A 26817-nucleotide genomic window follows, 5' to 3' on the forward strand; every position below is an offset into this window, starting at 1 on the left:
AGCCCACCCGTGAAACAGACCGTCCAGACCGTGCTGCGCACGATGTCCGTGCTGCCCCGCGACGCCAAGAAGTTCCTGTGGACCTTCGCGATCGTCATGAGTCTGCTCGCGCTGCTGGACGTCATCGCGCTCGGCGCCGTCGCGATCGCCCTGCCTGGGCTCACGGGCGGCTCCCCCGAGGTGACCGTCCCGGTCGTCGGCTGGAAGCTCGTTGGCTTCGGCCAGGTGGCGAGTCTCGTCGGCGTGTTCGTCGTCCTCACGATCATCAAGTCCGTGCTGAACCTCATCACGATCCGCGTCGCGACCCGTCGCTTCGCGAAGCACGAGGTCGCGATCGGTCAGATGCTCTTCCGCTCCTACATGTCCGCCCCGTGGGTGGAACGCACCTCACGCTCGAGCCAGGAGATCATCCGCATGGTCGACTCCGGCGTCGCCGCGGTCGTCGCGAACGTCCTCATGCCCTCGATGACCGTGATCAGCGAATTCGCGACGATCACGGTGATCACCGTGGGCTTGTTCATCGTCGACTGGAAGATGGCGCTCGCCACGATGATCTACCTCGGGCTCGTCGCGGTCGTCCTCTCACGGGTCATCTCGCCGCTCGCCGTGCGCAACGGAGCCGTGAACCGAGACAACTCCATCCAGGTCGTGCAGCTGCTCGGCGAGGTGCTCTCCTCTCTCAAGGAGATCACCCTCAAGGGCAACGAGAAGGAGGTCGAGGCGATCGTCGAGCAGCGCCGTGGCACCGCTTCGGAGACCCGCGCCTTCGCGCAGTACTACAACCAGATGCCGCGCTTCGTGCTCGAGGCGGGGCTCGTGGGTGGCTTCGTCGTCGTCGGCGGCGTCGGATACCTCGGCTCCGGCCCCTCGGGCGCGCTCGCCTCCGTCGCGCTGTTCGCTGTCGCGGGCTTCCGCCTGCTGCCCTCGCTCACGCGCTTCCAGTCCACCCAGAACCGAATCCTCACGAACGCCGCCTTCTCCGACTACATCATCGACGACATCGAGCACGCCCGGGAGGCGGTCTCCCGCACGGAGCGCCCGGACAGCCGCGTGCTGCCCGCGGGCCCGCGCGATATCGAGCTCGACGACGTCAGCTACGTTTACCCCAGCCGCGACGAGCCGGCGGTGCGCCACGTGTCGCTGCGGATCCCCGCCGGCTCGTCGGTCGCGTTCGTGGGCACCTCCGGTGCCGGCAAGTCCACGATGGTGGACCTCCTGCTGGGCCTGCTCACCCCCACGGACGGGCAGATCCGCGTGGGGGGCGAGGACGTGACGACCGTCCTGCGGCAGTGGCGGTCCTCGGTGGGCTACGTCCCCCAGGAGGTCGCCCTGTTCGACGTCTCCGTCGGGGAGAACATCGCGCTCACCTGGGACCCCGCGGGGGTTGACGAGGAGCGGGTGCGGTCAGCCCTCGGACGGGCCCAGCTGCTCGACGTCATCGAGGCCCGCCCCGGCGGGATCCACGGCAAGGTCGGGGAACGCGGCACGACGCTCTCCGGTGGTCAGCGCCAGCGTCTCGGCATCGCCCGCGGCCTGTACGCCGATCCCCAGGTGCTCGTCCTCGACGAGGCCACGAGCGCCCTGGACACGAAGACCGAGGCGGCCGTGACCTCCGCGATCCGCGACCTCGGCGAGGGCGTCACCACGATCACGATCGCCCACCGGCTCGCGACGATCCAGCACTGCGACGTCGTCTTCTACATGCAGGAGGGCGAGGTCCTCGCCCAGGGCAGCTTCGACGAGGTCGTCGCCGCGGTGCCGGCCTTCGCCGAGCAGGCCGCGCTGGCCGGGCTCGGCGGCGGCGCCGCGATGATCGACGGCCCGGCGGCCGACGACGAGCCTGCCTCGGACACGACGGGCGACAGGACCGCGCAGAAGGAGACCCCGGCATGACCTCGCTGATGATCCTCTCGTTCTCGACCCTCGAGAGCGACCCCCGCGTGCAGCGCCAGATCGCACTGTTCGCCGAGCGGTACGACGTGACGACCGTGGGCTTCGGACCCCGCCCCCACCCGGGCGTCGAGCACGTGGAGATCCCGCAGGGCACGCGCGCCTGGCCCAGCTCCAAGCAGCACCTGCTCACCGGCCGCTACCGGGGCGCCTACTGGTCGATGAGCGCCGTCGCCGCCGCCCACGAGTTGCTCGCGCCGCTCGTGGGCACGATGGACGCAGTGCTCGCCAACGACGTCAACACCCTCCCGCTAGCCCTGTGGCTCTCCCCTCGCCGCGGCGTGCACGCCGACCTCCACGAGTACGCCCCGCGAGAGAAGGAGCACCAGCTCGCCTGGCGCACCTTCGTCGCCCCTTACCAGCGGTGGCTGTGCCGCACGTGCCTGCCCGAGGTCGCCTCCGTCACGACCGTCTCCCCGGGCCTCGCGCGCGAGTACGCGACCCGTTTCGGTGTGGACGTCGAGGTGGTCACCAACGCCTCCGCGCACCGCGAGCTGCCCGTGCGCCCCACCGCCACCCCGATCCGGCTGCTGCATACGGGCGTGGCGCGCGCGAACCGCCACCTCGAGGCGATGGTCGAGGCGGTGCGCGGCCTCGAGGGCGCCGTCACCCTGGACCTCATGCTCATGCCGAGCGAGCCGGGGTACATCGAGCACCTGCGGGAGCTCGCGGCCGAGGCGCCGGGCGCCGCACTGCGCGACCCGGTGCCCTATGCGCGGCTCGTGGACACCGTCGCCGAGTACGACGTCTCCCTCGTCGTCTTCCCGAACTCGACCTTCAACCTCGAGCACTCCCTGCCCAACAAGCTCTACGAGGCAGTCCAGGGCCGCACCGGCGTGATCGTCGGCCCCTCCCCGGATATGGCGGACCTCGTGCGCGAGCACTCTCTCGGCGCGGTGCTGCCCGCGGCGACCGCGGAGGCCATGCACACCGAGCTCGCCGCACTCACCCCGTCGAGGGTCGACGTCTGGAAGCGCGCCGCGGACTCTTCGGCGCAGGCGCTCTCCGCGGAGCGCCAGGTGCTCACCTGGCAGGCGGCTCTCGAGCGGATCCTCGGGCGGGCATGAGAACCGGGGCGTGAGGGACCGGCCGTGAGGCCCTAGCAAGTCTCCTCGAACGCGCTCGGCGACCACGGCGCGATGCCCGCTGTCGACGGTGACCGCGCCGAGGTCATGCGGCCAGGGCGGATTTCAGCCGCGGCGCAGGCGGGGGAGCTGCTGGACCGCGAGCGAGGCGGCCATGAAGCGCAGCGGCGCCTCGCGGTGCAGGGCAGCGCCGAGCTCGCGCGGCAGCAGCGTGTCCGGGCGGCCGTGGCGGCGCCGGTCCCGTGCCGCGGCCATGAGCTCCGCCGCGGGGACCGCAGGGTCCAGGCAGGCGTCGAGCAGACGCCGGTCCGCTCGCGACAGGGGCCGCTCGCAGTCAGGGGCCCGCTCGAGCAGGTCCCTGGTGATCGTGGCGAGGGACGCGCGCTCCTGCGCCGTCCAGATCCCCTCTTCCTGGCGGTAGAAGACCGCGCCGAACACGTGGATGCGCAGGATCTTCGTTCCGATCGCGGCGCGCGCCGCACGGGATAGCCGGGAGTACCAGGCCGCCTGCAGGAGGTCCGGGAAGAACCCCAGCTGTTCCGACATCGGCCGGACGACGTAGGTGACGCGGTCGCCCGCGTCCTCGCCGATCACGTAGGGCGGGCCCAGACGGTCGTAGGCCGTCGGGACTGTCGCCATGAGCTGCGTGACCATGCCGACGTCGCCTCCCACGGTCGCGCCCTCCACGAGGGCGGCGCCGGTGCGTGCGAGCATGTCGCGGCTCATGAGGCCCAGCGGCGCGGAGCGGTAGGAGAGGCGGTCCCGGACGAGGTCTGCGAGGCCCGCGCGGTGCATGCGCGCGGCGGGCGTCGGCACGCCGTGGCCGGCCGTGCCCAGCGCGAGGCGGGTGATCACGAACTCGGCGCCCGTGCGCTCCCGCACGGTGAGCCAGGAGGCGACGGCGCCCGGAGCGAGGGTGTCGTCTGATCCCATGATCCCCACGAACGGCGTGGTCGCCGCGCGCAAGCCGGCATTGAACGGGCCGGAGGCGGAACGGTGCTCGTCGTGGTGCTCGATGATCCGCACAGCCTGCCGGTGATCGGGGCGCAACGCGCCGAGGATCTCCTCCGCGGGACGGTTGTGGGCGACGACGAGCACCTCGGCGTGCTCGCCGTTGCCCTCGACCACGGACGCGACCGCCCGGCCGACGGGCCGCTCGCGCGTGTGGCACGCGATGACGATCGTGACGGGCTTCATCGCGCGCTCCCGGCCAGAGAGGTGAGCAGCTCCGCGTAGGCGGCGCCCACCACGGGCGTCGAGAAGCGGTCGCCGATGGTCGCGGCGATCTCCTCGCTGCCGAGATCGCGCGTGCGGGCGTCGACGTCGAGGATCGCCTCGGCGTAGGCTTCCGGGTCCTGCTCGGCCACGAGCGCCCCGACCTCGGGGCGCGTGTACTCGCCCTGGCCGCCGGTCGCGCCGAGCACGACGGGCCGGCCGGCGACGATCGCCTCCGCCGCGGAGACAAAGAAGTTGTCCGCCTTCGTGGGGCCGAAGAAGAGATCCGCCCCGCCGAGCGCCTCCCGCACCCCGGGAGCGTCCGCGGTGCCGGCGAGATCCAGACGGTCCTCGACGCCGAGCTCCCGGGCGAGCGCCGTGGTCTCCGCGCGCAGGGGTCCCTCGCCGAGCCACGTGAGGTGCGCGTCGACGCCGCGCCGCTCGAGCGCCGCGAGGGCGCGCACGGCGACGAGCGGGTCCTTGCGGTCGATGAGACCGCCGGTGGAGACGAGGCGCAGGGCGCCGTCGGCCCGGTCCCGGCGGGGGACCAGCGGCCCCGGGTCCACGATGCAGGGCACGACGTCCGTCGGCCGGGTGCCGCGCACGGTGCGCAGCGGCGCGGCGAGGTACTCGCACACGGCGGTCGCGCGGTCCGGGAGGGCCAGCAGACGGGAGAGCATGGGCAGCGCTGCGCGCGCCGCGGCGGGGAGTGTCGAGGGGGTGGTCAGCGCGGACCAGTGCTCGGTGTGCAGCCACGGCGCGCGCGGCCGTCGCAGTGCGAAGGGCAGCAACGTGGAGAAGGCCATCGTGTGCACGGCCTCGGACCCCTCGAGCGCGGGACCCAGAGCACGGGCGGCCCGAAGCACCGATAGCGGGCTGCGGGGGTCCATGGGGATCCGCGCCACGTCGATGCCCTTGTGCACGAGGCGGCGGGTGCCGTCGTCGTCCGCGGGCGGGACGAGGTGCACGAGCCGGATCGGCAGGTGCTCCGCGATCGAGATCGCGTCGCGGACCACGAAGGCACCGCGCGACGGCGCGGTCGCGGTCGGGAACCAAGTGGTGACGAGGGTCGTGGTCACCGGGCCTCCTCGGAGAGTCGGGCGTAGGCCTCGAGCAGGGGAGCGGCCTCCGCCTCCCAGGTCAGGTACGGGGCGACGGCGCGGGCGCGCTCGCGGTACGCGCCGGGGTCCTCGAGGATCTGCAGCAGCGCCGCGGCGAGGTCCGCGGGCTCTTCGCCGGAGAACACCTCGCCCACGCCGAGCTCCTCGACGACGGCGCGCATGTCCGGGAGGCCCGCGGCGGCGATCGGGAGCCCCGCACGGATCGACTCGAAGAGCTTGTTGGGCAGCGCGTAGCGGTAGGAGAGGCAGACGGGCCGCACGTGGACCACGGCGACGTCGCCGTCGGCGAGTGCGGAGGAGACCTCCGCGGGGGCGACTGCGCCGACGAGGTGCACACGGTCGGCGACGCCGAGCGCGGCGGCGCGGGCTCGCACGTGGTCGAGGTAGTCCTCCTCGCCGTAGCCGAGCAGCACGAGATGGATGTCGGCGGGCAGGTGGGGGAGCGCGGCGAGGGTCTCCTCAATGCCGCGGGCGGTCGTGATCCGCCCGCCGTAGGCGATGACCCGGTCGCTCGCGGAGAGCCCGGCCCGTTCGCGCAGCACCCCGGTCCCGCGATCGGGCAGGGGGCCGGCGACGGGCACGTTGCGCACCACGAGCGGGAGGCGGTCCAGGCGGTAGGTGCGGCGCAGCCAGTCGGCGATCGAGGGAGAGACGGTGAGCACGACGTCGGCCCGGGGGATCGCCACGTGCTCGATCGCGGCGTCCAGCAGCGGCGCGAGCAGGCGGCGACCCTCGACGTTGCGGTGGCGCCACAGCTCGTGGGAGTCGTAGACCAGCCGCACCCGGCGGCCCTCGCGGCGGCCGAGCGCCTGGATCGCGAGCGCGGGGACCAGGGCGTTGGTGTCGTTCGCGTGGACGATCTCGGGGGCGAAGGCGTGCGCGGCACGCGCGGAGCGCCACCACCAGGTGCCCAACTCGATGGTCCGGTACGCGCGGCGGCCCAGGTCTCCGGCGGCGCGGATGCCGAGCCGTCGTGCCGCGGCGAGGGGCGACGGGCGGCCGGCCTGCGACGGCGTCGCGCTCGGCGGAACCGGAGCGGCCGACGGTGCGGGAGAGTCCGCCGGGCCCGTCGCGGCGGGCCGACGGGTGAGGCGGGTCAGCGCGGGCGCGATCCGCTCGAGCGCGAACTCGGGGACCCGATGCAGGTCGAGGCCGGGAGCGAGCTCGGTGGTCCCGGCGGCGCGGCCCTTGAGCCGCCGCTCGACGGCGATGATCCTCACTCTGGCACCCTGCTCGTGCAGGGAGGCGGACTCCTTCAGCACCCGGGAGTCGTTCGTCGCGTCGTTGTGCACGAGGACGGCGACGCGCGGGGCGTTCCCTGACGAGGGCATATTGCTCCTGGGACGAATATTGTGGGTCCGGCACACTGTAACGCGCGCACCGGACCACAGCCGTGCAGGAACCGTGCCGAGCAGAGAACGAGCCGTCAAGAACCCGAGCCGTCCAGGAGGACCCTCCCGATGAAGATCTTGTCCGTGGTGGGAGCCCGGCCCCAGTTCGTGAAGCTCGCCGCCGTGGCGGACGCTGCCGCGGAGGCGGAGGGCGTCGAGCACGTCATCGTCCACACCGGCCAGCACTATGACGCCGCGATGAGCGACGTCTTCTTCGCGGACCTCCGGATCCCCGCCCCCGACGTCAACCTCGGCAGCGGCTCCGGCACGCACGGCCGCCAGACCGGTTCCATGCTCGCCGCGATGGATGAGGTGCTCGAGGAGCACCGCCCGGACTGGGTGCTCGTCTACGGCGACACCAACTCGACCCTCGCGGGCACCCTCTCCGCGGTGAAGATGCACCTCAAGGTCGCCCACCTCGAGGCAGGCCTGCGCTCCTTCAACCGCCGCATGCCCGAGGAGCACAACCGGGTCCTCACCGACCACGCCGCCGACCTCCTTCTCGCCCCGACGGAGGTCGCCCGCGAGCACCTCACCGCCGAGGGCCTCGCGGAGCGCACGGTCGTCGTCGGCGATGTCATGACCGACGTCTGCCTGCGCGTCGCCGCCGCCGTCCGGGACCAGCCGCTGAGGCTCCTCGAGGGGATCGACCCCGCGGAGGAGTTCGCCGTGGCGACGATCCACCGCGCCGACAACACCGACGACCCCGAACGGCTGCGCGAGATCGTCCGCGGCCTCCAGTCCCTCGACATGCCGCTCGCGCTCTTCGCGCACCCGCGGCTCGTGGCGAAGGCCGCGGAAGCGGGCATCGAGCTCGCCGGCGGCGCCGTCCGCGTGGGTGAACCGCTCGCCTACCCGGACCTCGTGGCCGCCGTGCAGCGCGCCCGCGCCGTCGTCACCGACTCCGGTGGTCTGCAGAAGGAGGCGTATCTGCTGGGTGCGCCCTGCACGACCGTCCGCACCGAGACCGAATGGGTCGAGACCCTCGAGAACGGGTGGAACCAGCTGGTCGCAGATCCCGCCGGCCTCCCCGCGGCCGTCGGCCGTCCCCGCCCCACCGCGGACCGCCCGGACCACTACGGCGACGGGCGTGCCGCCCAGCGCGTCGTCGCGCTGCTGCAGGAGCGCGCCTGATGAGCCGCCGCCCCACCGACCCGCCGCGCGTCGTCGTCGCGACCCGCGTGTTCACGCCCGAGCCGGTCGCCGCCGCGTTCCGCCAGGAGGCACTTGTGCGGGCCCTCGAGAAGGCCGGCTGCGAGGTGTCCGTGCTCACGACCCGCCCGCCGCGCGGCACCGTCGGAAAGGACCGTGTGCACGGTGTCTCCCGCTTTCCCGTCAAGCGAGACCACCAGCAGCAGGTGCGCGGCTACGTCTCCTACATGAGCTTCGACGTGCCCCTCGCGCTGCGCCTGCTGCTGCGGCGCCGGCCCGACGTCATCGTGGCGGAGCCGCCGCCCACCACCGGTATCGTCGCGACCGTGCTCGGCGTGCTGCGGCGCGTGCCTACCGTCTTCTACGCGGCGGATATCTGGTCCGACGCCTCCGAGAGCGTCGACAGCGTGCCCCGCGCAGTCGTCGCGGGCGTGCGGCTGATGGAGACCACCACCTGGCGTCGCGCCGCGAAGGTCCTTACGATCTCGACTGGCGTCGACGACCGCGTCGCGGCGCTGATCGGCCGGCGCTCCTCGCTGACCATGGTCGGCAACGGCATCGACACGGACACCTTCACGGTCGACGGCCCCGCCCCTGAGGAGGCCGGACCCTATTTCGTCTACGGCGGCACCGTCTCGGAGTGGCAGGGAGCGGACATCTTCGTCGAGGCCTTCGCCAGGCTCCGCGCCGAGCGCCCCGAAGCGCGGCTGCTGTTTTTCTCCGAGGGCAGCGGCAAGGAGGATCTCGCCGCGATGGTCGAGCGGCAGGGGATCGAGGGCATCGAGTTCCGCGGCCGGCTCGCCCCTGCGGAGATGTCCCGCATGCTTCGCGGCGCCGTCGCCGGACTCAGTTCGATCACCCCGGGCCTGGGCTACGAGTTCGCGTTGCCCACGAAGATCTACGCGGCCACCGCCTCCGGCACCCCCGTCGTGCACGCGGGCGAGGGCGCGGCCTTTGAGCGGATCCGCGACGGCGGGCTCGGGTGGGCGAGCGAGTATGACCCCGAGCAGGTCGCGGACGCGATGCGCGCCGCACTCGACGGGGAGGACCGTCCCCCGACGGAGCACCTGCGGGAGTGGACCCTCGAGCACGCCTCGCTGCAGGGGGCCGCCGCCCGCGCCGCCGCCGCCGTGATGGAGGCCGCGGGCTGCTGAGCACGCCCGCGGCGGGGCCAGTGCGGCGCCCAGGACGGGGCCGGGTTCAGAAGATGAGCCGCAGCCCCGGCACCCGCTGCGCGACCAGCGCGACGGCGAAGGACACCGGCACGGTGGTGAGCCACACCGTCGCCATCTGCCACAGGTCGTAGCCCTCGAGAGCGGGAATCTGCCGCAGCAGCACGAGCACCGCGAAGTGCACGAGGAACACCCCGAAGGTCGCGTTGCCGAGCGCCCGCAGCCAGGCTTGGGCCCGCTCTCCTACCCTCCACGACCCGGTGAGCGAGGCGAGAGCAACGAAGAGCAGCAGCGCGTAGACCATGACACTCGGCGAGGTGTAGTCCGGCCGGAGCGTGCGCACCAGCAGGGAACCGCCGTCGTCCCGTCCCGCCTCGTACAGCCAGGTCAGCGCGGCGATCGCGAAGGGCGTCGTCGACAGGGCCGCGAGCGCCCAGCGGCGCGGGACGGGCGCCACGATCGCCGCCCGGCCAATCACGAAGTATCCCGCGAAAGCCATCCAGTAGGTGAGCGAACCGGGCTCGATCGGTCGATGGGAGTCCAGCCCCTCGATGCTCGGCTGTCGGGTCAGGTACGGCACCGCGAAGGCGAGAGCCGTCCACGCGCAGGCGAGCAGTCCCAGACCCCACGCACGATAGCTCTCCTGCTCCGGCACCGCGTGCAGGAAGGAGGCGATCACGGGCGCGATCACGTAGAGCCCGGCGATCGCCCACAGGAAGTACAGATGGGTGAAGGTCTTGCCGGTGATGACCTGGTCGATCGCCGTGCCGACGCTCATCTCCGCCCCCGCGAGGTGACCGATGACGAGCATGTAAAACGCTGACCACACCACGAGCGCGGGCAGGATCCGCACCGCCCGCTGCCGCCAGAAGGCGCCGGGGCCGCGGCGCAGCGCCGAGGGGTGGAGGTTCAGAGCCCCCGCCATCATGAGGAACACCGGCACGGCCGCGGAAGCCGCCATGTCCACCGCCGTGATGCCGAGCGGCGTCGTACCGTCGGCGACTCCGCCGCCCACGACGTGAACACTGACGACGCCGAGGATTGCGACGATCCGGATCACGTCGAGCGCCGGCACGTACTCCCGGCGCCGGGGCGCGGGAGACGCCGGCGGCTTCGCGGCGGGATGAGCGAGGTCCTTGGCGGGAGGGGTCACGTGCTCCCTTCGCAGTCGACGGCGATGAGGCGGGAATGGTCGGTCTCGAACACCACGGTGCCGATAGCAGGATCGGCCCGGTTGACGAGGTCGAAGGTCGTGGACCACTGGTAGGTGATTTGCTCCTGGTAGATGTAGCCCACGCCCGCTTCGTGCAGCAGATCGCACACCTCGGTTGCGGGCACCTCGCCGTTCGAGCCGGAGAGGGCGTACAGCAGCGCCCGGTCCGCGTTCTCGAGCGCCATGCCCGCGACCGGGAAGTACACCTGCTGCCCGTGGATCGCGTACATGTGCGCGGCGCCGGAGAAGGGGCTCGCGAGCACCTTGAGGGAATGGTCCATGGAGGGATCCGCGGCGGCCCAGGCCTCGAGCTCGTCCTGCTGCAGGAAGCGACCGCGCCCCGAGTACTCCGCTGCGAGGTTCTTCGCGGCGTTGTCGGCGCGGGTCGGGATCGAGGCGCCGACCGCGACGACGGCGACGAGGACCAGCACCAGGCCGATCGCCCGGCGCGGCAGGGAGGCGTGGCCCGTGCTGCCTGCCCGTTCGAGCAGGGAGTGCCACGCGCGCAGCCCGGGGACCAGCAGCAGCACGGACAACATGGCGAGCGGCATCGAGAGCCGGTCCTGCCCGCGGTACCAGAGGGCGGAGAGGTTGAGGGACGAGTCGAGGGCGGCGTCGAGATAGAGCACCGCCACCACGATCCAGGCCACCGCGACCCAGCGTGCCCCGCTGCGCAGCGAGGTGACGAGTCCGGGCCACCACACCGCGGCGAGGACCACGCCGAGCGCCATCGGCCACACCGTCAGCAGGCCCAGCAGGATCTCCCCGAGCGCCGACCACCAGGGCACCTGCAGGCCACCGGTGAAGTCGGTGACCGAGGAGCCCAGCGGAGTGGTGCCGGCGACGATCACCGGGGCGATCACGACCAGCGGCACGAGGGCGAGCAGGGGACGGCGGCGCAGGGCGGGCGCCATGGTGCAGGCGGTGAGCACGGCGACCAGCACCAGGGCCAGGAGCGCGACGTTGGGGTGCAGCTGGCCGAGGCCGAGCAACGCGAATGCGGCGAGGGCCAGGGCGGCGAGGGCGGGGCGGAGCCGTGCACGGTCCCCGCGCGGCGCGTCGTCGGAGGAGAGCAGGAGGGCGGGGGAGAGCACCTGCCATAGGGCGAGGACCGCCGCGAGCGCCCCGGGGAGGGCCGCGAACCCCGTGAGGTTCGGGATCGCCGAGAGATGGATCCACTCGTCCACGGGGGCGGCCGGCACGATCGCCGCCCCGATCCCGGCGGCGAAGGGGGCCCACGGCACGGCGGGGAACACCGTACGGGCCAGGAGCGCCGTCCCCAGGATCCAGGGGAGCACGGCGAGGGCCAGCACCGCTCCGTTCAGCAGGATCGGCACCTCCACGCCGGGCACGGAGGAGGCCAGCGCGTGGAAGCCCGCGGGATAGGCCGTGGGGGTCCCGGCGGTGTTGGAGACGGAGCCGAGATCCAGGCTCGAGGCGGTGCCGGTCTCCCGGATCCGCTGCAGCGCCGAGAGGTGGTACAGCGTGTCCCAGCGCTCGAGGACGGCATCGGGACGACGGCCCTGCAGCAGGATCGGTCCCAGGGAGACCACCAGGGCCACGAGCATCCACAGGGGGGCGAGGGGCACTGTGTGTGGGGGCATGAGCGGTCCGTCGAGACCGGTCGACGGCAGGCGCACGCCGAGCCGGCGCAGCAGCAGCGCCGCCGCGGTGAGCAGCGCGCCGCACCCCAGCAGCGGCAGCAGCGACCAGGGGATCCCGAGGAAGGGGGAGATCAGGGCCGCGAGCCCCGCCGTCGCGGCGCCGACGGCCGGCGCTACGGCGAGGGACAGCAGGCGCGAGCCGCCGAGGGCTCGGGGGATCGCGTAGCCGGGAAGATAGGCGGCCGCGAGGACGACCGCGACCGCGATCAGCAGCTGGGCGAGGTCGCTCATCCGTCCTGGGGGGTCCCGAGGGCGCGGGCGCGGTAGTCACCGGGCTGCTCGGCCTCGTCGAGGGCGAGCCGGCGCGCGAGATAGGTGGTGCGCTTCTCCGCGGCCTTGGTGCGCGCCTCCTGGAGGGCGAGGAAGCCGAGCAGCACGAGCACCGTCGCGTACAGCAGCAGGTCCGCGCCGCGGCCCACGCCCACGAGGTTCGCGACTCGGCTGAGCATCCCGGGGAACAGCACGGTCGCGACCGCGAACACCGCGAAGGCGATGATCAGCAGACGGCGCACCGCGAGCTGCTTCGCCCCGCGCTTCACGAACAGCCAGCCGACGATCACCACGATGCCCAGCACGAGCACGAGCTGGATGATGAAGGTGCGGCTGCTCACCCCGAGCGCGGGGCCGAGGGCGATCAGCTGGTCCAGGCCCTCCACCGTCTCAGGCCTCCTCGGCCTGCTGGTGGGTGGAGGCGGAGCCGTCGCCGAGGACGAGGCGGGGGGTGCCTGCCCAGTTCTCGGCGGTGGTGATGTTGCGTCCGTCTACGATGAGCTTCACGCCGGGCACGTCGGCGGAGCCGATCTCCGCGTACTCGGGGTGGTTGGTCTGCACGATCACGAGGTCCGCGGCGTCGCCGATCGTGTAGGGATCCCAGCCGAAGCCGCGGAGCTCCTCGGCGTCGTAGAAGGTGTCGTGGACCGCGACCTCGGCGCCCCGTGCGCGTAGCTCCTCGACCACGGGGAAGACGCCGGAGAACGCGGTCTCCTTGACCCCGGTGCGGTAGGACGCGCCGAGCACCACGGCCTTCAGCCCCTCGAGGGAGCCGAGCAGGTTCGCGGCCCGCTCGACGAGGTGCGCGGGGACCGAGGCGTTCAGGGTGCGGGCGGTGCGCACGGTGGTCGCGTTCGGGTCGGTGGAGAGGTACAGCCGCGGGTACACGGGGATGCAGTGGCCGCCGACGGCGATGCCGGGCTGGTGGATGTGCGAGTACGGCTGCGAGTTGGAGGCCTCGATGACCTTGTACACGTCGATGCCGTTGTCCTGCGCGAACAGGGCGAACTCGTTCGCCAGCGCGATGTTCACGTCGCGGTAGGTGGTCTCGGCGAGCTTCGCCAGCTCGGAGGCCTCGGGCGAGCCGAGGTCCCACACCCCGTTGGGGCGGGGGAGGTCGGAGCGCTCGTCGAAGGTCAGCGCCGACTCGTAGAAGGCGCGGGCACGGGCTGTGCCCTCTTCGGAGATCGCGCCGATGAGCTTGGGGTACTTGCGCAGGTCCGCGAACACGCGACCGGTCAGGACCCGCTCGGGGGAGAAGACGGCGTAGAAGTCCTGGGACTCCTTCAACCCGGAGATCTCCTCGATCATCGGCACGAAGCGGGTGCGCAGGGTGCCGACGGGGAGGGTGGTCTCGTAGGAGACGAGCGTGCCGGGGGTGAGGTGCTCGGCCAGGGAACGGGTCGCCGCGTCCATCCACGCGAAGTCCGGCTCCCACGTCGCGTCGTTCACGAAGAGGGGGACGACGATCACCACGGCGTCGGCGCCGGGGATCGCCTCGGCGTAGTCGGTGGTCGCGCGGAGCTTCCCGGCGGGGACCAGCTCGGCGAGCTTCTCCTGGAGGTGGGCCTCCCCGGGGAAGGGCTCGGTCGCCTGGTTGATCAGCTCGACCTGGCGGGCGCTCACGTCCACGCCGATCACCTCGTGGCCGGCGTCCGCGAACTGCACCGCGAGCGGCAGGCCGATCTTCCCGAGGGCGACGACAGCGGTCTTCATGGGTACTCCTTCTCGGCGCCGTGGCGCGCCGCACGTGCGGGGATGACCGCTCGGGGGCGGCCCACCGTGACAGGGTATCCTCATCGGCCGTCGCCGACCTCGATGAGGCGCGCCGCCCGTCGACACGTCGCCAGCACCGGAGGAGAGCCTGTGAGCAAGACCGAGCCCCCGGGCGAGCAGGGCCCCGCGGGCGCCTCCGCACCCCCCGCCTCGCCCGGCGCCGACAGCACCTGGTTCGTGGTGCCGATGTTCAACGAGGGCGAGGTCGTGGGCGACGTCATCCGCGCCCTGCGCACCCGGTACCCGCTCGTGGTGTGCGTCGACGACGGCAGCGAGGACGACTGCGGCAGGATCGCCGCCGAGGCCGGTGCCGTCGTGGTCCGCCATCCCTACAACATGGGGCAGGGCGCCGCGCTCAAGACCGGCATCGACTACGCGCTCCGCGATCCGCGGATGCGGCAGATCGTGACCTTCGACTCGGACGGCCAGCACCAGGTCGACGACGCCGCCTCGATGATCGCGATGCGGGAGGCGGAAGGGGTCGACGTCGTGCTCGGATCCCGCTTCCTCGACTCCCGTACGAAGCCGGGCCTGATCAAGCGCCTCGTGCTGCGCGGCGCAGTCTGGTACTCGAACCTCACCTCCGGGGTGAAGCTGACCGACGCCCACAACGGCCTGCGGGTGCTGGGCCGGGACGCCTGCGAGAAGATCACCATCGAGCAGAACCGGATGGCGCACGCCTCGGAGCTGGTCGAGGAGATCGGTCGCCATGAGCTGACGGTGCGCGAGCACCCGGTGCACATCCTCTACACCGATTACTCCCGGGCGAAGGGGCAGTCGGTGCTGAACTCGGTGAACATCGTCATCGACATGCTCTTCCGCTGACCCGTCCCCGGAGCGGCGGCCCTCAGCGCTCCTGCTCCGCCGCCTCGAGCAGCCCGGCGAGCTCCTCGCGCCCCGTGTGTCGTGCCCATCCGGCCGGGGTCGCCCCGTAGGTCGGATCGCGCAGGGTCGGGTCCGCGCCGCGGGCGAGCAGCAGCTCGACCGTCGCGTGGTCCCCGCGCACCGCTGCCTCGTGCAGCGCCGTGGCTCCCTCCGCCGTCCGCGCGTCGGCCGCGAAGCCTAGGTCCAGGAGCTGCGCGACGGCCTCGGGCCGGCCGAGAGCGGCGGCCTGCGCCACGAGATCCGGATGGCTCCGTTGCATCTCCCGCGCGACGGTTCGGTCCGCGAGGGCGTCGGCCGGGCCGAGCAGCGCCCCGAACGCCTCGTCCTCCTCCGTGAGGTCCGCCCCGCGCGCCCCGTGCTCCCGCAGCAGGCGGGCGACGCCCACGGCGCCGTGCCGCACGGCTTCCCGCAGCGGCGACCGGCCGCCGTGGAGGGGATGGGTGCTGGGCCGCTCCGGATCGGCGCCGGACTCCAGGAGCAGCCTCGCGCGCCCGGTGAGGTCGTGGCGGGCCGCGTGCAGCAGCGCCTCGGAGAGCTGCTGGGCGGGGGACTGGTGGCGCGGCGCGAGGAGCCGGTGCCAGGGCCCGCCGTCGCCGCGGCCGAGACCCGCCCGCAGCAGGAGCGCGAGCCACGCGGTGTCGTCCCGCACCACGGTGTCGCCCGCGCCGCGGTCGTAGATCGTCTGGCTGTCGTTCGGATCCGCTCCGGCGGCCAGCAGCAGCTCGGCGAGGGCGGTCTCCGAGGGGTGCGGGGGAGCGCCCTGTTCCCCGCCCCCGAACACCCCGGTGAGCGCCGTGAACGGGGACGGCAGCGAGTCCCAGAGGAAGCCCATGTTCGGATCGGCTCCGGCCTCGAGCAGCAGCCTCAGCACCGCGGGATGGTCGGGCGCCTTCCCGTCCGGCAGCGGCCCGGACCAGCGGGAGTAGCACAGGTGCAGCAGCGGCGGCCAACCATAGGGGGCGCTCTCCCGCTGCACCGCGGCAGGGTCGGCGCGGAGCAGATCCCGGACCGCGTCCGGATCACCCAGCGCGGCGGCGACGGCGAGGTCCGAGCGGGCCAGGTGCGGCTCGGCGGCGAGCAGCGCCGCGGCTGCTGCGAGGTCGGGGGCGCCGCGGCGGCTGTGATCCACGGTCATCGCCCGCAGCAGCTGCTCCCGGGGACCGGCGGTGCTCGCCTGATCGGGGCGGCGGGTCCGGGCGCGGACCTCGTCGACGTGCCGGCGCAGCGTGGGCCAGGACGCGAAGCCGTAGGACCTCGCGAGGGCCAGCTGCGCGGCGGCGAGGGGCAGGGCGGCCCCGTGGTCCTGCTCCGCGCCGAGCAGGGAGTCGGCGTCGGGGTGGTGCTCGAGCAGGAGCGCGAGGGCCTCGGGATCCCCGGTCCGCGCTCCGTCGCGCAGTCGCTTGGCCCGGCGCCGCAGCGCGGAGAGATCGGGATGGTCGGGAAGGTGCTGCAGGGACATGGTGGCCTCCGCTCCGAGCCCGGCGTCCGCTGGATCGGGCAGGAGGGGAGACGGGCATCCTCGTGCACGGCGCCGAGGCGGGCTGAGCCCTTCCCGCGGACAGGCGGCGCCCTCGGTGCGCCGTCCGCAGTCTATCGCGGCCTCTCGATGCGGCGGGGCTCCGGGGAGGGGAGCGGCTATCCCGCCGCGGGCTCCGCGGAGCCGTCGGCGATGCCGTAGAAGAATGCGGCGACGTCGTCCTCGTCGGTGAGGATCGCGACCCCCGAGTGCTTGGTCTGGTACTCGGGATCCTCGATCGGGATCGCCAGGGTGCGTCCGCTGTTCATCGCTGAGCGCGCCGTGAGGGCCATCCGGCCGATGGCGGGGATGCCGGTCCCCTCGGAGGTGATCAGCGCGTTCGAGCCCGCGCCGGCGAGAAGGGCCTGCGCCACGGGGTTCAGCAGCACGGCGGGGGAGGTCACCCGGTCCATCAGGGCGCCGACGAACTGCTGCTGGCGCTGCTGGCGGCCGAGATCCGCGGTCGGGTCGAAGTAGCGCGCGCGCACGAAGGCGAGCGCCTGGTCCCCGCCGACGTCGTGGCAGCCCTCGGTCATCTGCAGCCCCGACCTCGGGTCATCCACGTCCTGGTCGATGCAGAGGTTCACGTGGCCGACGGCGTCGACCATGTCGGCGACCCCGTCGAAGCCGACCTCGACGTAGTGGTCGATCGTCAGCCCGGTGAACTCCTCGACGGTCTCGACCAGCAGCTTCGGCCCGCCGAAGGCGAAGGCGGCGTTGAGCTTGTAGCCGCCGTACCCGGGGATGTCGACGAGCGTGTCGCGGGGGAGCGAGACGAGGTAGCTGTTCCCGTTCGGGGCGCGGTGCAGGAGCATGATCGTGTCCGTGCGGGCGCCCTCGGTGCCGTCGTCGGACACCTTCTCCCCGCCGCGGCCGTCGGAGCCCGCGATGAGATAGGTCGTTCCGGGCGTGTCCGCGGCCCCGGAGAGAGCGTCGATGTGCTCGATGCGGCTGCCGGCCCAGGCGGTCAGGCCCAGCCCCCAACCGAGCACCACGACGAGCACGAGCACCAGGAGGGTCGCGCCGAGGCGCACGGCGCGGGGGGTGCGGTGCCGGCGGCGGGGGTGCCGACCGTCGGGGCCGCCTCCGCGGCTCGGGCTCCGGGGGGACTCGGGGCCGCGAGGTCCGTCGCCGCCCTGCGCGATGCCGACGCCCGGGGGCGGACCGGCGGCATCACCCGGTGCCTGGCTCCACTGCTCGGAGCGGGGGAGGGGGCGGGTCGCCGGGCCCGGCGCGACCGACGGCGGGAGGTCCTGCGCTGCGGGCCGCATCGGGCGCGCGCTGCCGCCGGCGCGGGCGCGATGGCCCGCGGGTCGTCGCGGTCCGCCGGGGCGCCGCGAGCGCGGGGGCTGCTCGGTCACAGGCATCTCCTTTGCCGCCGAGAGGGGCCCTGCGGCAGGAGGTGCAGGGGCCCTGAGGGGAAGCTCGGCGTCCGACAGGGTAGCGGCACCGCCGGTGCCGCGCGCCGCAGCCACGCACGCCTCGCCCGCCCGGCCCCCGAACCTCCCGCGAACCTTCACACGGCCCGCCCCTCCCCGTCCCCTCCCCGTCGTGCGCCTCCGTAGACTGGGCCCGTCGCCGCGGCGGCATCGACTGCGCAGGAGGATCCGTGACCCAATCCGCACCCTCGGGCGAGGCCCGGGCGAGTGATCGCACCGCCCACGCGGGAGCCGCCTCCCAGCGGATCGTCGCGGTGGTGGTCACCTACAACCGCGAGCAGCTGCTGCGCGACTGCCTCGATGCGCTCGCCGCCCAGGCCCGTCGGCCCGACGCGGTCGTGGTCATCGACAACGCCTCGAGTGATGCGAGCGGGCGCGTCGCCGACGAGCATCCGCTGGGAGCCGACGTCCTCCATCTGCGCCGCAACGTCGGCGGGGCCGGCGGCTTCGCCGCGGGGATCGCCCGCGCCCTCCAGCGGCACGGCGCCGACTGGGTGTGGGTGATGGACGATGACACCGTTCCGCGGCCCGCCGCCCTCGCCGAGCTGCTGCGCTCCCTCGAGGCTTCGCCCGCGCGGCTCTCGGTGCTGAGCTCGCGCGCCGTCTGGACCGATGGTCGCCCCCACCCGATGAACAGCCAGCGGACCCGCCTCGGGGCGAGCACCCGCGAGAAGCAGGACGCCGCCCGCGCCCATGGCCGGCCGATACGCACCGCGAGTTACGTTTCCGCTCTGCTGAACGCGGAGGACGTGCGCCGACTGGGTCTGCCGATCGCCGACTACTTCATCTGGTCCGACGACTTCGAGCACACGGGGCGCCTGCTGCGCCGCGGCCGCGGGATCGCGGTCCCCGGGTCGGTGGTCGAGCATCGCACCGTCCGCTTCGACAACGCCCAGGCGAACCCCGGCGGCCGCTTCTACTACGACGTGCGCAACCGCCTCTGGGCCCTGCTGCGCACCGACTCCTTCACCCCGCTGGAGCGGGCCCTCTACGGCGGCCGCACGGCCCTCGGTTGGGCCGGGCAGCTGCTCCGCCACCGCGGGGACCTGCTCGGCAGCGGCCTGCGCGGGCTCCTCGCCGCCCTGGCCCGCGGTCCGCGGCCCTCGGCCCAGGTCCTCGCCGTCGACGGCGAGGCCGCGGCCGAGGGGCGCGCGGTGGAACGGGCGGCCGGTCAACGACCGCCGATCCCTCTGCCGGGTCGGCCCGGGGCGGCCCGCCCGACTTCGCCCTCCTGATGCCCCTGTGGGGCCGTGACCTGCCCGAACGGGTCGAGCTCGCGCTCGCCTCGGCGACCCGGGAGCAGGAGCTCACGCCGACCCTGCTGATCCTCACGGTCGACGGCCCCCTCCCGCCCGCGCTCGAGGCTCTCGTCGCCCGGGTCGAGGCCGGCGAGTTCGGTCCCGCCCGGGTGCTGCGGCACCCGGCGCACCGCGGTGTCGCCGCGGCCCTGCAGGACGGTCTGCTGGCCTCTCCGTACGAGCTCGTCGCGCGGGCCGATGCCGACGACCTCTGCCGTCCGGACCGCTTCGCCCGACAGATCCCGGTCGCCGCGGGCCTCGCCCCCGCGGCGCCGGGGCAGGTCCCTGCGCCGCTGGACCTCGTGGGCGGGGCGATGCGGGAGTTCAGCGATCGGATCCCCGCGGGCACGGGGCCGCTGCGCAGCCGCCCCCTCGCGCACGACGAGATCGTCGACTACCTGCGCACCCACTCGCCTTTCCACCACCCGACGGTGGTGCTGCGCCGCTCCACGGCCCTCGCCGTCGGCGGCTATCGGCACCTCCCGTTGCTGGAGGACTACTACCTGTGGGAGCGCATGGTGCTCGGCGGCGCGCGCACCGCGAATCTGGCCGAGGTGCTCGTCGACTACCGGGTCGACGAGCAGCTCTTCGTCCGCCGCGGAGGCTGGACCCTCTTCTCCTCCGACCTGGTGCTGCAGCGCCGGATGCTGCTGGACCGCGTCATCGGCCCCGGTCAGCTGCTGCGCAACCTCGGGATGCGCCTGGTGTACCGCTTCGCCCCCGGCTGGGCGCGGCGCCTGGCCTACCGCCGCTTCGTCGAGTCCCGCGGGTGAGTGCATGAGCACGACCACACCCGTCGGCGCGCCGGGCGGACGCGCCATCGCGCCCCATGCCCTCCGCTACTGTGAGCGGGTCCCCGGCGGACCCTCCGCACGCTTCGAAAGGACCCCCCGTGTCGACTCCTGATCTCCTCATCGTCGGCTCCGGCCTCTTCGGCCTGACCATCGCCGAACGGGCCGTCGCCCAGCACGGCGCGAAGGTGACCATCATCGACCGCCGGTCGCATCTGGGCGGGAACGCCTACTCCGAGGCGGACGAGCACACCGGGATCGAGGTCCACAAGTACGGCGCCCACCTCTTCCACACCTCCAACAAGAAGGTGTGGGAGTACGTCAACGGCTTCACCTCGTTCACCGGCTACCAGCACAAGGTGTATACGACGCACCGCGGCGTGGTGTACCCGATGCCGATCAACCTCGGCACCATCAATCAGTTCTTCGGGGCCGCCTACACGCCCGACGAGGCCCGTGCGCTGATTGCCGAGCAGGCGGGGGAGCTGGCCGGCACCGACCCCGAGAACCTCGACGAGAAGGGCATCTCCCTCATCGGCCGCCCGCTCTACGAGGCGTTCATCAAGAACTACACGGGCAAGCAGTGGCAGACCGACCCCCAGGACCTGCCCGCGGGGATTATCTCCCGCCTCCCGGTGCGCTACACCTACGACAACCGCTACTTCAACGACACCTACGAGGGTCTGCCCGCCCAGGGCTACACCGCGTGGCTCGAGCGGATGGCGGATCATCCGAACATCGAGGTGCGCCTCGACACGGACTACTTCGACACCGACCAGCCGCTGAACAAGGACGCCGTCCGCGGGCAGCTGCCCGTGATCTACACCGGACCCATCGATCGCTACTTCGACTACTCCGAGGGCTCGCTCGGATGGCGGACCATCGACCTGGAGACGGAGCACCTCGAGGTCGGTGACTTCCAGGGCACCTCGGTGATGAACTACGCCGACGCCGAGGTCCCCTACACCCGCATCATCGAGCCCCGTCACTTCCACCCCGAGCGCGACTACCCGACCGACCGCACCGTGATCCAGCGCGAGTACTCGCGCTTCGCCGAGTCCGGGGACGAGCCGTACTACCCGATCAACTCCGGGGGCGACCGCGAGACCCTGCTCGCCTACCGCGGGCTCGCCGACGCCGAGCCGCGCACCCTGTTCGGCGGGCGCCTCGGCACCTACCAGTACCTGGACATGCACATGGCCATCGGCGCCGCCCTGTCCATGGCCGACAACAAGCTGCCCGAGCTGCTGCGGGCCTGACCCGCCCGACCCGCCGCGATCGGCGGGCCAGCCGAGAGTCGACGAGGAGCACCATGAACGTCACCCCCACCTCCGCCCCCACCTCCGCCGGGGCGGCCCCGCAGCGCCTCCTGCAGCGCCTGGTACTGCCCGGAGAGGCCAGCCCCGATGTGGTCCCGCTCTACATCGAGGCGGGTGACGCCCGCTCGGGCGCGACCGGCGGCTCCTTCGGGCTCGGCAGCGCCTCGGATAAGCAGGCCAAGGACCAGGCGCAGTCGTCTCACGCCGCCCTCGCCCAGGTCGACATCAGCGAGATCAGCGAGCGGCACGCCGCCCGCATCCCCGCGCATCAGATGCGCTCCTTCGGCACCTACTTCAACGCCTTCCCCGCGAGCTACTGGCGCCGCTGGACCCCGGTGCGGGCGATCCGCCTCACGATCCGCACGGCCGGCAGCGGCCACCTCGTGGTCATGCGCTCCACGGCCCGCGGCACCCTGCAGCGCCACGAGTCGCGGACCGTCTCCGGGGCCGGCGAGCAGGTCTTCGAGCTGCCGCTGACCGCCTTCGGCGACGGCGGCTGGTACTGGTTCGACGCCTACGCGGGCGACGAGGACCTCGCGATCCTGGGCGCCGAGTGGACGGCCGACGCCTCCGCGGCCCGCACCGAGGGCACCTTCTCCATCGCGATGACCACGATGAACAAGGTCGAGTACGTGCTCGACAACATCCGCACCCTCGCCGCCGAGCCCGTGCTGCGCGAGCTGCTGGACGTGATGTACATCGTCGACCAGGGCTCGGACCGCCTGAGCGACCACCCCGAGGAGCTCGCCCCGCTGCAGGCGGAGCTCGGCGAGCAGCTGCGCATCATCGAGCAGGGCAACATCGGCGGCTCCGGCGGGTTCTCCCGCGGCATGTACGAGGCCGCGACGGCAGGAGCTTCCACCTACGTCATCAACTGCGACGACGACATCGTGATGGAGACCGAGTCGCTGCTGCGCATGGTGACCTTCGCGGACTTCGCCACCCGGCCCACCATCGTCGGCGCCCACATGTTCGACCTCAACAACCGCTCGGTGCTGCACACCTTCGGCGAGGTCGTCGACCCGTGGCGGATCCAGCCCGCGCTCGCGAACGCCGAGGCCGAGATGGGCCACGACTTCGCCCAGGACCCGCTGCGCTCGACCCCGTGGCTGCACCGCCGCGCCGACGTCGACTACAACGGCTGGTGGGGCTGCCTGATCCCCACCGAGACGGTGCGCGCGATCGGCCTCAGCCTCCCCGTGTTCATCAAGTGGGACGACGCCGAGTACGGCCTGCGCGCGAAGAAGGCCGGCTACCCGACCGTCTCCCTGCCCGGTGCGGGCGTGTGGCACATGAGCTGGGTGGACAAGGACGACCTCGTCGGCTGGCAGGCCTACTTCCACGAGCGCAACCGCATCATCACCGCGCTCCTGCACTCCCCGTACGCGCGCGGCGGCCGCGTCGTCAAGGAGTCGCAGTTCATGGATGTCAAGCACCTGATCTCCATGCAGTACTACACCGAGGCCGGGCGCCTCATGGCGCAGAAGGACGTGCTCGAGGGCCCCGAGGCGCTCCACCCCTCGATCGGGACCAAGCTCCCCGAGATCCGCGGCATGGCGAAGGCCTTCGCCGACGCGGTCACGAAGAAGGACCAGGACCACTTCCCGGCGGTCCACGTCGACAAGCCCCCGCGCAAGGGGCGCCCCTTCACCCAGCCGCACCGCCTGATGCTCCCCCTGTGGACCGCGAAGACCCTGGTCAAGCAGGTCGCGTTGCCTCCGAAGCCCCGCGCCGAGGAGAACCCGCAGGCGACGATCCCGCACCTGGACGCGAAGTGGTGGCGGCTCTCCGCCTATGACAGCGCACTGGTCTCCAATGCGGAGGGCACCCAGATCGCCTGGTACAAGCGGGACCCCCAGCAGGTGCGGGAGATGCTCGCCTCCGCGATCCGCGCCCACCTCGACCTGCACCGTCGCTGGCCCGAGCTGCAGGCGCAGTACCGGGAGGCGGCGGGTCGGATCACCTCCTTCGAGGCCTGGGAGCGGACCTTCGCCGCGAACCCGGCGCCGGTGCGCGAGGCCGACAAGCCCTCCGGGGCGCCGTCGGCCGCCTCTGCCGACGCTGCCGCGGACGGCGCGACGACGGGCGGGAGCCCGGCCGCGTGAGCGAGCCCGGATCCCGGCGTGCCGCCTTCGCCCCGAGCCGCGCCGAGCAGCAGGAGGGCTGGCGCGCCCCGGGGCAGGACGCCGGATGGCTGAACCCGATCCGCGAGCGCTTCCTGCTCGCGCTGCTGGTGCGCAAGGAGCTGCGGGTGCGCTACCGCGGCAGCGCGCTGGGGATGCTGTGGAGCTACGTCAAGCCCGCGGTGCAGTTCATCGTCTTCTACATCGCGCTCGGCGTCTTCCTGCAGCTCTCGAAGGGCACCCCCGCCTACGCGGTGTACCTCTTCAGCGGCATCGTGGTGGTGAACCTCTTCGGCGAGGTGTTCGGCAACGCGACCCGGTCGATCTCGGGCAACGCCCCGCTGGTCTCGAAGATCTACCTGCCCAGCCAGCTGTTCCCCTGGTCGAGCATGATCGTGGCCCTGGTCCACTTCGTGCCGCAGCTGCTGGTGCTGGTCGTGGGCGCACTGCTCTTCGGCTGGCTGCCCTCCCTGACCTCGCTCGTCGCCTTCCTCCTGGGGATGGTGATCCTGCTCGTCTTCACCATGGGCCTCGGCATGCTGACCGCCGCCCTCAACGCGGCCTTCCGCGACGTCGAGAACTTCGTGGACCTCATCGTGATGGTCGCGACCTGGCTCTCGCCGGTGCTCTACCGGATCACCATGGTGGAGGAGGCGATCGGCGGAACCATCCTGTGGTGGCTCTACCAGCTGAACCCGCTGACGATCGTGGTGCAGCTCTTCCACACCGCGTTCTGGCGGTATGCGGGGCCGGTCGCCGAGGCGGTGCCCGGCGATCCGACGCTCTCCAGCCCGGGGGAGCCCTTCGGCCTGTGGTGGGCCGGCCTGCTCATCGCGGTCGTGACCTTCGTGATCGGAACCGTCGTCTTCGAACGCTCGAAGCGGCGCTTCGCCCAGGAACTGTGAGAGGAGTCCCGCGATGAGCCCGAACCTGCAGGACGTCCCCGCCTCCGCCGCCGTGCCCACGGAGCGCGAGATGGTCCGCGTCGAGCACGTGACCAAGCAGTTCTCGCGACGCCACGACCACTCCCTGAAGGAACTGGTGTTCTCGGCGCTGCAGCGGAAGAAGCTCGCCGACACCTTCCGCGCCCTGGACGACGTGGACCTCACCGTGCACGCGGGGGAGACCGTGGGCCTGATCGGCTTCAACGGCTCCGGCAAGTCGACGCTGCTCAAGACCATCTCGGGGGTGCTCTTCCCCGACGAGGGCCGAGTGCTGCTGCGCGGCCGGGTCGCGGGACTGATCGAGGTCGGCGCGGGCTTCCACCCGGATCTCTCGGGCCGCGAGAACGTCTACCTCAACGGCGCGATCCTGGGGATGAGCCGCGAGCAGATCGACGCCAAGTTCGACGAGATCGTCGCGTTCAGCGAGATCGAAGACTTCATCGACACGGACGTGAAGTACTACAGCTCGGGCATGTTCCTGCGGCTGGCCTTCTCCGTCGCCGTGCACACCGAACCGGACATCTTCCTCGTCGACGAGATCCTCTCCGTCGGCGACGAGCCCTTCCAGCGCAAGTGCCTGGCCCGCATCCGCGAGCTGCAGGAGGCGGGGCGCACCATGGTCGTCGTCTCCCACGAGCTGGAGATGCTCGAGCGGCTCTGCACCCGCATCGTGGTGCTGCGCTCGGGAAAGATCGTCTTCGACGGCGACCCCGTCGAGGCGGTGCGCACCCTCCGCGAGGGCTGATCCCGTGACGTGACCGGCGGGAGATGTGAGGGTCAGCCGCGGCCGGTGACGCTCTCGTCGGCGGCCTGACGGTCCGACACGGAGGCGGCGGGGGCGACGATCCCGCCCCCGGCCGACCAGGCATGGAGCAGGGCCGGCACGGCCTCGAGCCCGTCCCCTTCGACCAGCAGTCGCGGCGTCTCCGCAAAGTCCTCAGTGTTCGCCGTGCTCGCCGCGGGTGCCGGGCCGCTCCAGGCGGGCAGCGTCACGGCAAGCCGATCGGAGCTCCCGCGCACCTCGAGCACCCAGTCCCGCACCAGGGCCGGCAGCTCCCCATCGAAGCGGGGCGCGAGGGAGACGGGCCGGAGGGCGAGCACTTCGTCGGCCCGGGCGGCGAGGTCGCTGTCGGGACGGTCGGTGACCACCACCCGCGGGTCCTCGGCCTCCGCGGGACCCCGGGGCGGCACGACCACCTCGGCGCCCAGGGACCAGGCGGCCAGCGCGAGCACCAGGCGCTTCCAGTGCGGGGGGAGGTCCAGGACCACGAGGTCGCCCTCCTCGAGCCCGACCTCGTCGTGCAGGTGCCCGATCGCCTTGATCACCCAGTTCGCGAGCACGTGCCCGGACAGCTCGATGCGCGCGGCCTCGCCGTACCAGGCGAGGGCGGGGCGCGGGCCGCTGCGCTCGAGGGCCTCGAGCAGGGCGCGTCCGGAGGCGGCGGTGGTCGGGGTCATCGGCGGGGCTCCTCGGGGGCGGGGCGGTCGATCAGGACGGCGAGCGGGGGCAGCGGGGCGGCGAGGGACTCGGCGCCGAGCGCGGTGCGGATCCGTTCAGCGAGTCCTCCCGCCGCGATCCAGGATGCCGGATCATCGCCCGCGGGGACGACGTGCAGCGCTCCGGGCTCCCGCCGCACGGACGGGTGCGCGGCGTCGGCCGCCCCCTCGTCCCCACGGCGGGGGATCCGGGCCACGTGGAGCGCCCTCTCGATCCGCTCCTCGTCCGGCTCGGGCGACATCCGCGCGATCGGCTCCTGCTCCTCGGTGAGCCCGAGGGCGACCCACACCGACTCCAGGCTGGGCCGACGGAACCAGTCGTCCGCGCCGGTGCGGGACAGCTCCCGGGCGGGGACGTCGGACGCGTCGGCCCCGGCGACGCCACGCACCAGGGCGGCGGGCACTCCGCTCGCCTTGCCCTTGACGAGGTCCGCGGCGGCCGCGAGCTCATCGGCGAGGTTCCGCACGGTGACGGTGAGGGGGCGGCCGTCGGCGTCGGTCCCGCCGCGGAGGTCCTGCAGGGCGCTGATCCCGGCGGCGCCGAGCGCGATGTCGGTGACGCCCACCCGCCACACCCGGGAGGAGGTGTCCGTGAGCACCACCCCGAGGCGGAGCCCCAGCCGCGCGCGCAGGCCCTCGTGGAGTGCGCGCGCCTCCGCATCGGGATCCTCCGGCAGCAGCAGCGGGCCGTCGGGGGCGTTGGAGCCGTCGACGCCGGCGGCGGCCATCACCGGACCGGAGGGGATCTGCACCACCGAGGTGACCACGCGGGTGTGGCGACGGCGGGCGACGGTGCGGACGGCGGCCGCGCGGATCGCCTCGTCGCGCCGGGCGGGATCGATCCGCAGCCCGCGCGCCTTCGAGACGATCTTGGTCGAGACGCACAGCACGTCCCCCTCGCGGGGCGCGAGGGGCTCGAGGGCGGCGGCGAGGAGGGCGGCGAGGTTCTCGCCCTCTTGGACCTCTCCTACCCCGGTCACCGGGATCACCTTTACT

Annotated in this window: 22 protein-coding genes; 11 read left to right on the top strand and 11 right to left on the bottom strand. The window is 72.8% G+C overall.

Annotation, left to right across the window (positions count from 1 at the left end; genetic code table 11):
• The first annotated feature begins 9 nt into the window (after window positions 1-9).
• On the top strand, window positions 10-1893 hold the full coding sequence (locus V1258_RS00350) for an ABC transporter ATP-binding protein (protein WP_329747830.1): 1884 nt from the start codon (window positions 10-12) through the stop codon (window positions 1891-1893).
• On the top strand, window positions 1890-3017 hold the full coding sequence (locus tag V1258_RS00355) for a glycosyltransferase family 1 protein (protein ID WP_329747831.1): 1128 nt from the start codon (window positions 1890-1892) through the stop codon (window positions 3015-3017). The genes V1258_RS00350 and V1258_RS00355 overlap by 4 nt, the downstream gene beginning before the upstream one ends.
• Before the next feature lie 123 nt (window positions 3018-3140).
• Here V1258_RS00355 and V1258_RS00360 read toward each other — a convergent pair whose 3' ends face one another.
• From V1258_RS00360 to V1258_RS00370, 3 genes are read right to left on the bottom strand one after another with little or no spacing between them, the layout of a single operon-like run.
• A complete protein-coding gene (locus tag V1258_RS00360; protein WP_329747832.1) occupies window positions 3141-4232 on the bottom strand; it encodes a glycosyltransferase family 2 protein in 1092 nt (363 codons plus the stop codon).
• Window positions 4229-5329, bottom strand: a complete 1101-nt coding sequence (locus V1258_RS00365; protein ID WP_329747833.1) for a glycosyltransferase — start codon at window positions 5327-5329, stop codon at window positions 4229-4231. Before V1258_RS00365 ends, V1258_RS00360 begins: the two co-directional genes overlap by 4 nt.
• Entirely contained in the window at window positions 5326-6702 is a 1377-nt protein-coding gene (locus V1258_RS00370; RefSeq protein ID WP_329747834.1) for a glycosyltransferase, read from the bottom strand. The genes V1258_RS00365 and V1258_RS00370 overlap by 4 nt, the downstream gene beginning before the upstream one ends.
• 129 nt (window positions 6703-6831) lie before the next feature.
• Here V1258_RS00370 and wecB point away from each other — a divergent pair, with 129 nt between their 5' ends.
• On the top strand, window positions 6832-7896 hold the full coding sequence (gene wecB, locus V1258_RS00375) for a non-hydrolyzing UDP-N-acetylglucosamine 2-epimerase (RefSeq protein WP_329747835.1): 1065 nt from the start codon (window positions 6832-6834) through the stop codon (window positions 7894-7896).
• The gene (locus tag V1258_RS00380) at window positions 7896-9068 is read left to right on the top strand and encodes a glycosyltransferase family 4 protein (protein WP_329747836.1); all 1173 of its coding nucleotides are present in this window, start codon (window positions 7896-7898) and stop codon (window positions 9066-9068) included. The genes wecB and V1258_RS00380 overlap by 1 nt, the downstream gene beginning before the upstream one ends.
• A 46-nt stretch (window positions 9069-9114) precedes the next feature.
• Here V1258_RS00380 and V1258_RS00385 read toward each other — a convergent pair whose 3' ends face one another.
• Genes V1258_RS00385 through V1258_RS00400 form a run of 4 tightly spaced genes read right to left on the bottom strand, consistent with a single transcriptional unit; the run spans window position 9115 to window position 13949 of the window.
• On the bottom strand, window positions 9115-10239 hold the full coding sequence (locus tag V1258_RS00385) for an acyltransferase (protein WP_329747837.1): 1125 nt from the start codon (window positions 10237-10239) through the stop codon (window positions 9115-9117).
• Window positions 10236-12194: a DUF6541 family protein gene (locus V1258_RS00390; RefSeq protein ID WP_329747839.1), complete on the bottom strand. Its 1959-nt coding sequence runs from the start codon at window positions 12192-12194 to the stop codon at window positions 10236-10238. The genes V1258_RS00385 and V1258_RS00390 overlap by 4 nt, the downstream gene beginning before the upstream one ends.
• Entirely contained in the window at window positions 12191-12619 is a 429-nt protein-coding gene (locus V1258_RS00395; RefSeq protein WP_329747840.1) for a DUF2304 domain-containing protein, read from the bottom strand. The genes V1258_RS00390 and V1258_RS00395 overlap by 4 nt, the downstream gene beginning before the upstream one ends.
• A gap of 4 nt (window positions 12620-12623) precedes the next feature.
• A complete protein-coding gene (locus tag V1258_RS00400) occupies window positions 12624-13949 on the bottom strand; it encodes a nucleotide sugar dehydrogenase (protein WP_329747841.1) in 1326 nt (441 codons plus the stop codon).
• A gap of 246 nt (window positions 13950-14195) precedes the next feature.
• On the opposite strand from V1258_RS00400, the gene V1258_RS00405 reads away from it, so the two are divergent.
• Window positions 14196-14834 carry a glycosyltransferase family 2 protein gene (locus tag V1258_RS00405; protein WP_329747852.1) on the top strand — a complete coding sequence of 213 codons (639 nt, stop codon included), beginning with the start codon at window positions 14196-14198 and terminating at the stop codon, window positions 14832-14834.
• Window positions 14835-14856: 22 nt separating this feature from the next.
• On the opposite strand, the gene V1258_RS00410 is transcribed toward V1258_RS00405, so the two are convergent.
• Both V1258_RS00410 and V1258_RS00415 read right to left on the bottom strand, forming a co-directional pair.
• Complete coding sequence (locus V1258_RS00410) at window positions 14857-16353, bottom strand: ankyrin repeat domain-containing protein (protein WP_329747842.1); 1497 nt, start codon at window positions 16351-16353, stop codon at window positions 14857-14859.
• A 176-nt stretch (window positions 16354-16529) separates the two neighbouring features.
• Window positions 16530-17771, bottom strand: coding sequence for an LCP family protein (locus V1258_RS00415; RefSeq protein ID WP_329747843.1), 1242 nt, complete (start codon window positions 17769-17771; stop codon window positions 16530-16532).
• Between the two features lie 248 nt (window positions 17772-18019).
• Here V1258_RS00415 and V1258_RS00420 point away from each other — a divergent pair, with 248 nt between their 5' ends.
• The 6 genes from V1258_RS00420 (at window position 18020) to V1258_RS00445 (ending at window position 25069) form a co-directional block, all read left to right on the top strand.
• Window positions 18020-19084, top strand: a complete 1065-nt coding sequence (locus V1258_RS00420) for a glycosyltransferase (protein WP_329747844.1) — start codon at window positions 18020-18022, stop codon at window positions 19082-19084.
• Window positions 19084-19920, top strand: a complete 837-nt coding sequence (locus V1258_RS00425) for a glycosyltransferase (RefSeq protein WP_329747845.1) — start codon at window positions 19084-19086, stop codon at window positions 19918-19920. The genes V1258_RS00420 and V1258_RS00425 overlap by 1 nt, the downstream gene beginning before the upstream one ends.
• Window positions 19921-20039: 119 nt before the next feature.
• The gene (gene glf / locus V1258_RS00430) at window positions 20040-21197 is read left to right on the top strand and encodes a UDP-galactopyranose mutase (RefSeq protein WP_329747846.1); all 1158 of its coding nucleotides are present in this window, start codon (window positions 20040-20042) and stop codon (window positions 21195-21197) included.
• A 53-nt stretch (window positions 21198-21250) separates the two neighbouring features.
• Window positions 21251-23362, top strand: a complete 2112-nt coding sequence (locus V1258_RS00435; protein ID WP_329747847.1) for a glycosyltransferase — start codon at window positions 21251-21253, stop codon at window positions 23360-23362.
• Complete coding sequence (locus tag V1258_RS00440; RefSeq protein ID WP_329747848.1) at window positions 23359-24285, top strand: ABC transporter permease; 927 nt, start codon at window positions 23359-23361, stop codon at window positions 24283-24285. Before V1258_RS00435 ends, V1258_RS00440 begins: the two co-directional genes overlap by 4 nt.
• Window positions 24286-24298: 13 nt before the next feature.
• Window positions 24299-25069, top strand: coding sequence for an ABC transporter ATP-binding protein (locus V1258_RS00445; RefSeq protein WP_329745154.1), 771 nt, complete (start codon window positions 24299-24301; stop codon window positions 25067-25069).
• Window positions 25070-25101: 32 nt separating this feature from the next.
• Here the strand turns inward: V1258_RS00445 and V1258_RS00450 are convergent, their stop codons facing one another.
• Both V1258_RS00450 and cofE read right to left on the bottom strand, forming a co-directional pair.
• A complete protein-coding gene (locus tag V1258_RS00450; RefSeq protein WP_329747849.1) occupies window positions 25102-25782 on the bottom strand; it encodes a TIGR03089 family protein in 681 nt (226 codons plus the stop codon).
• Window positions 25779-26817: coenzyme F420-0:L-glutamate ligase (gene cofE, locus V1258_RS00455; RefSeq protein ID WP_329747850.1), on the bottom strand; the 1039-nt coding region annotated here is incomplete at its 5' end. The genes cofE and V1258_RS00450, both read right to left, overlap by 4 nt.

The sequence above is a fragment of the Brachybacterium sp. J153 genome, assembly GCF_036311905.1.
Classification (GTDB): domain Bacteria; phylum Actinomycetota; class Actinomycetes; order Actinomycetales; family Dermabacteraceae; genus Brachybacterium.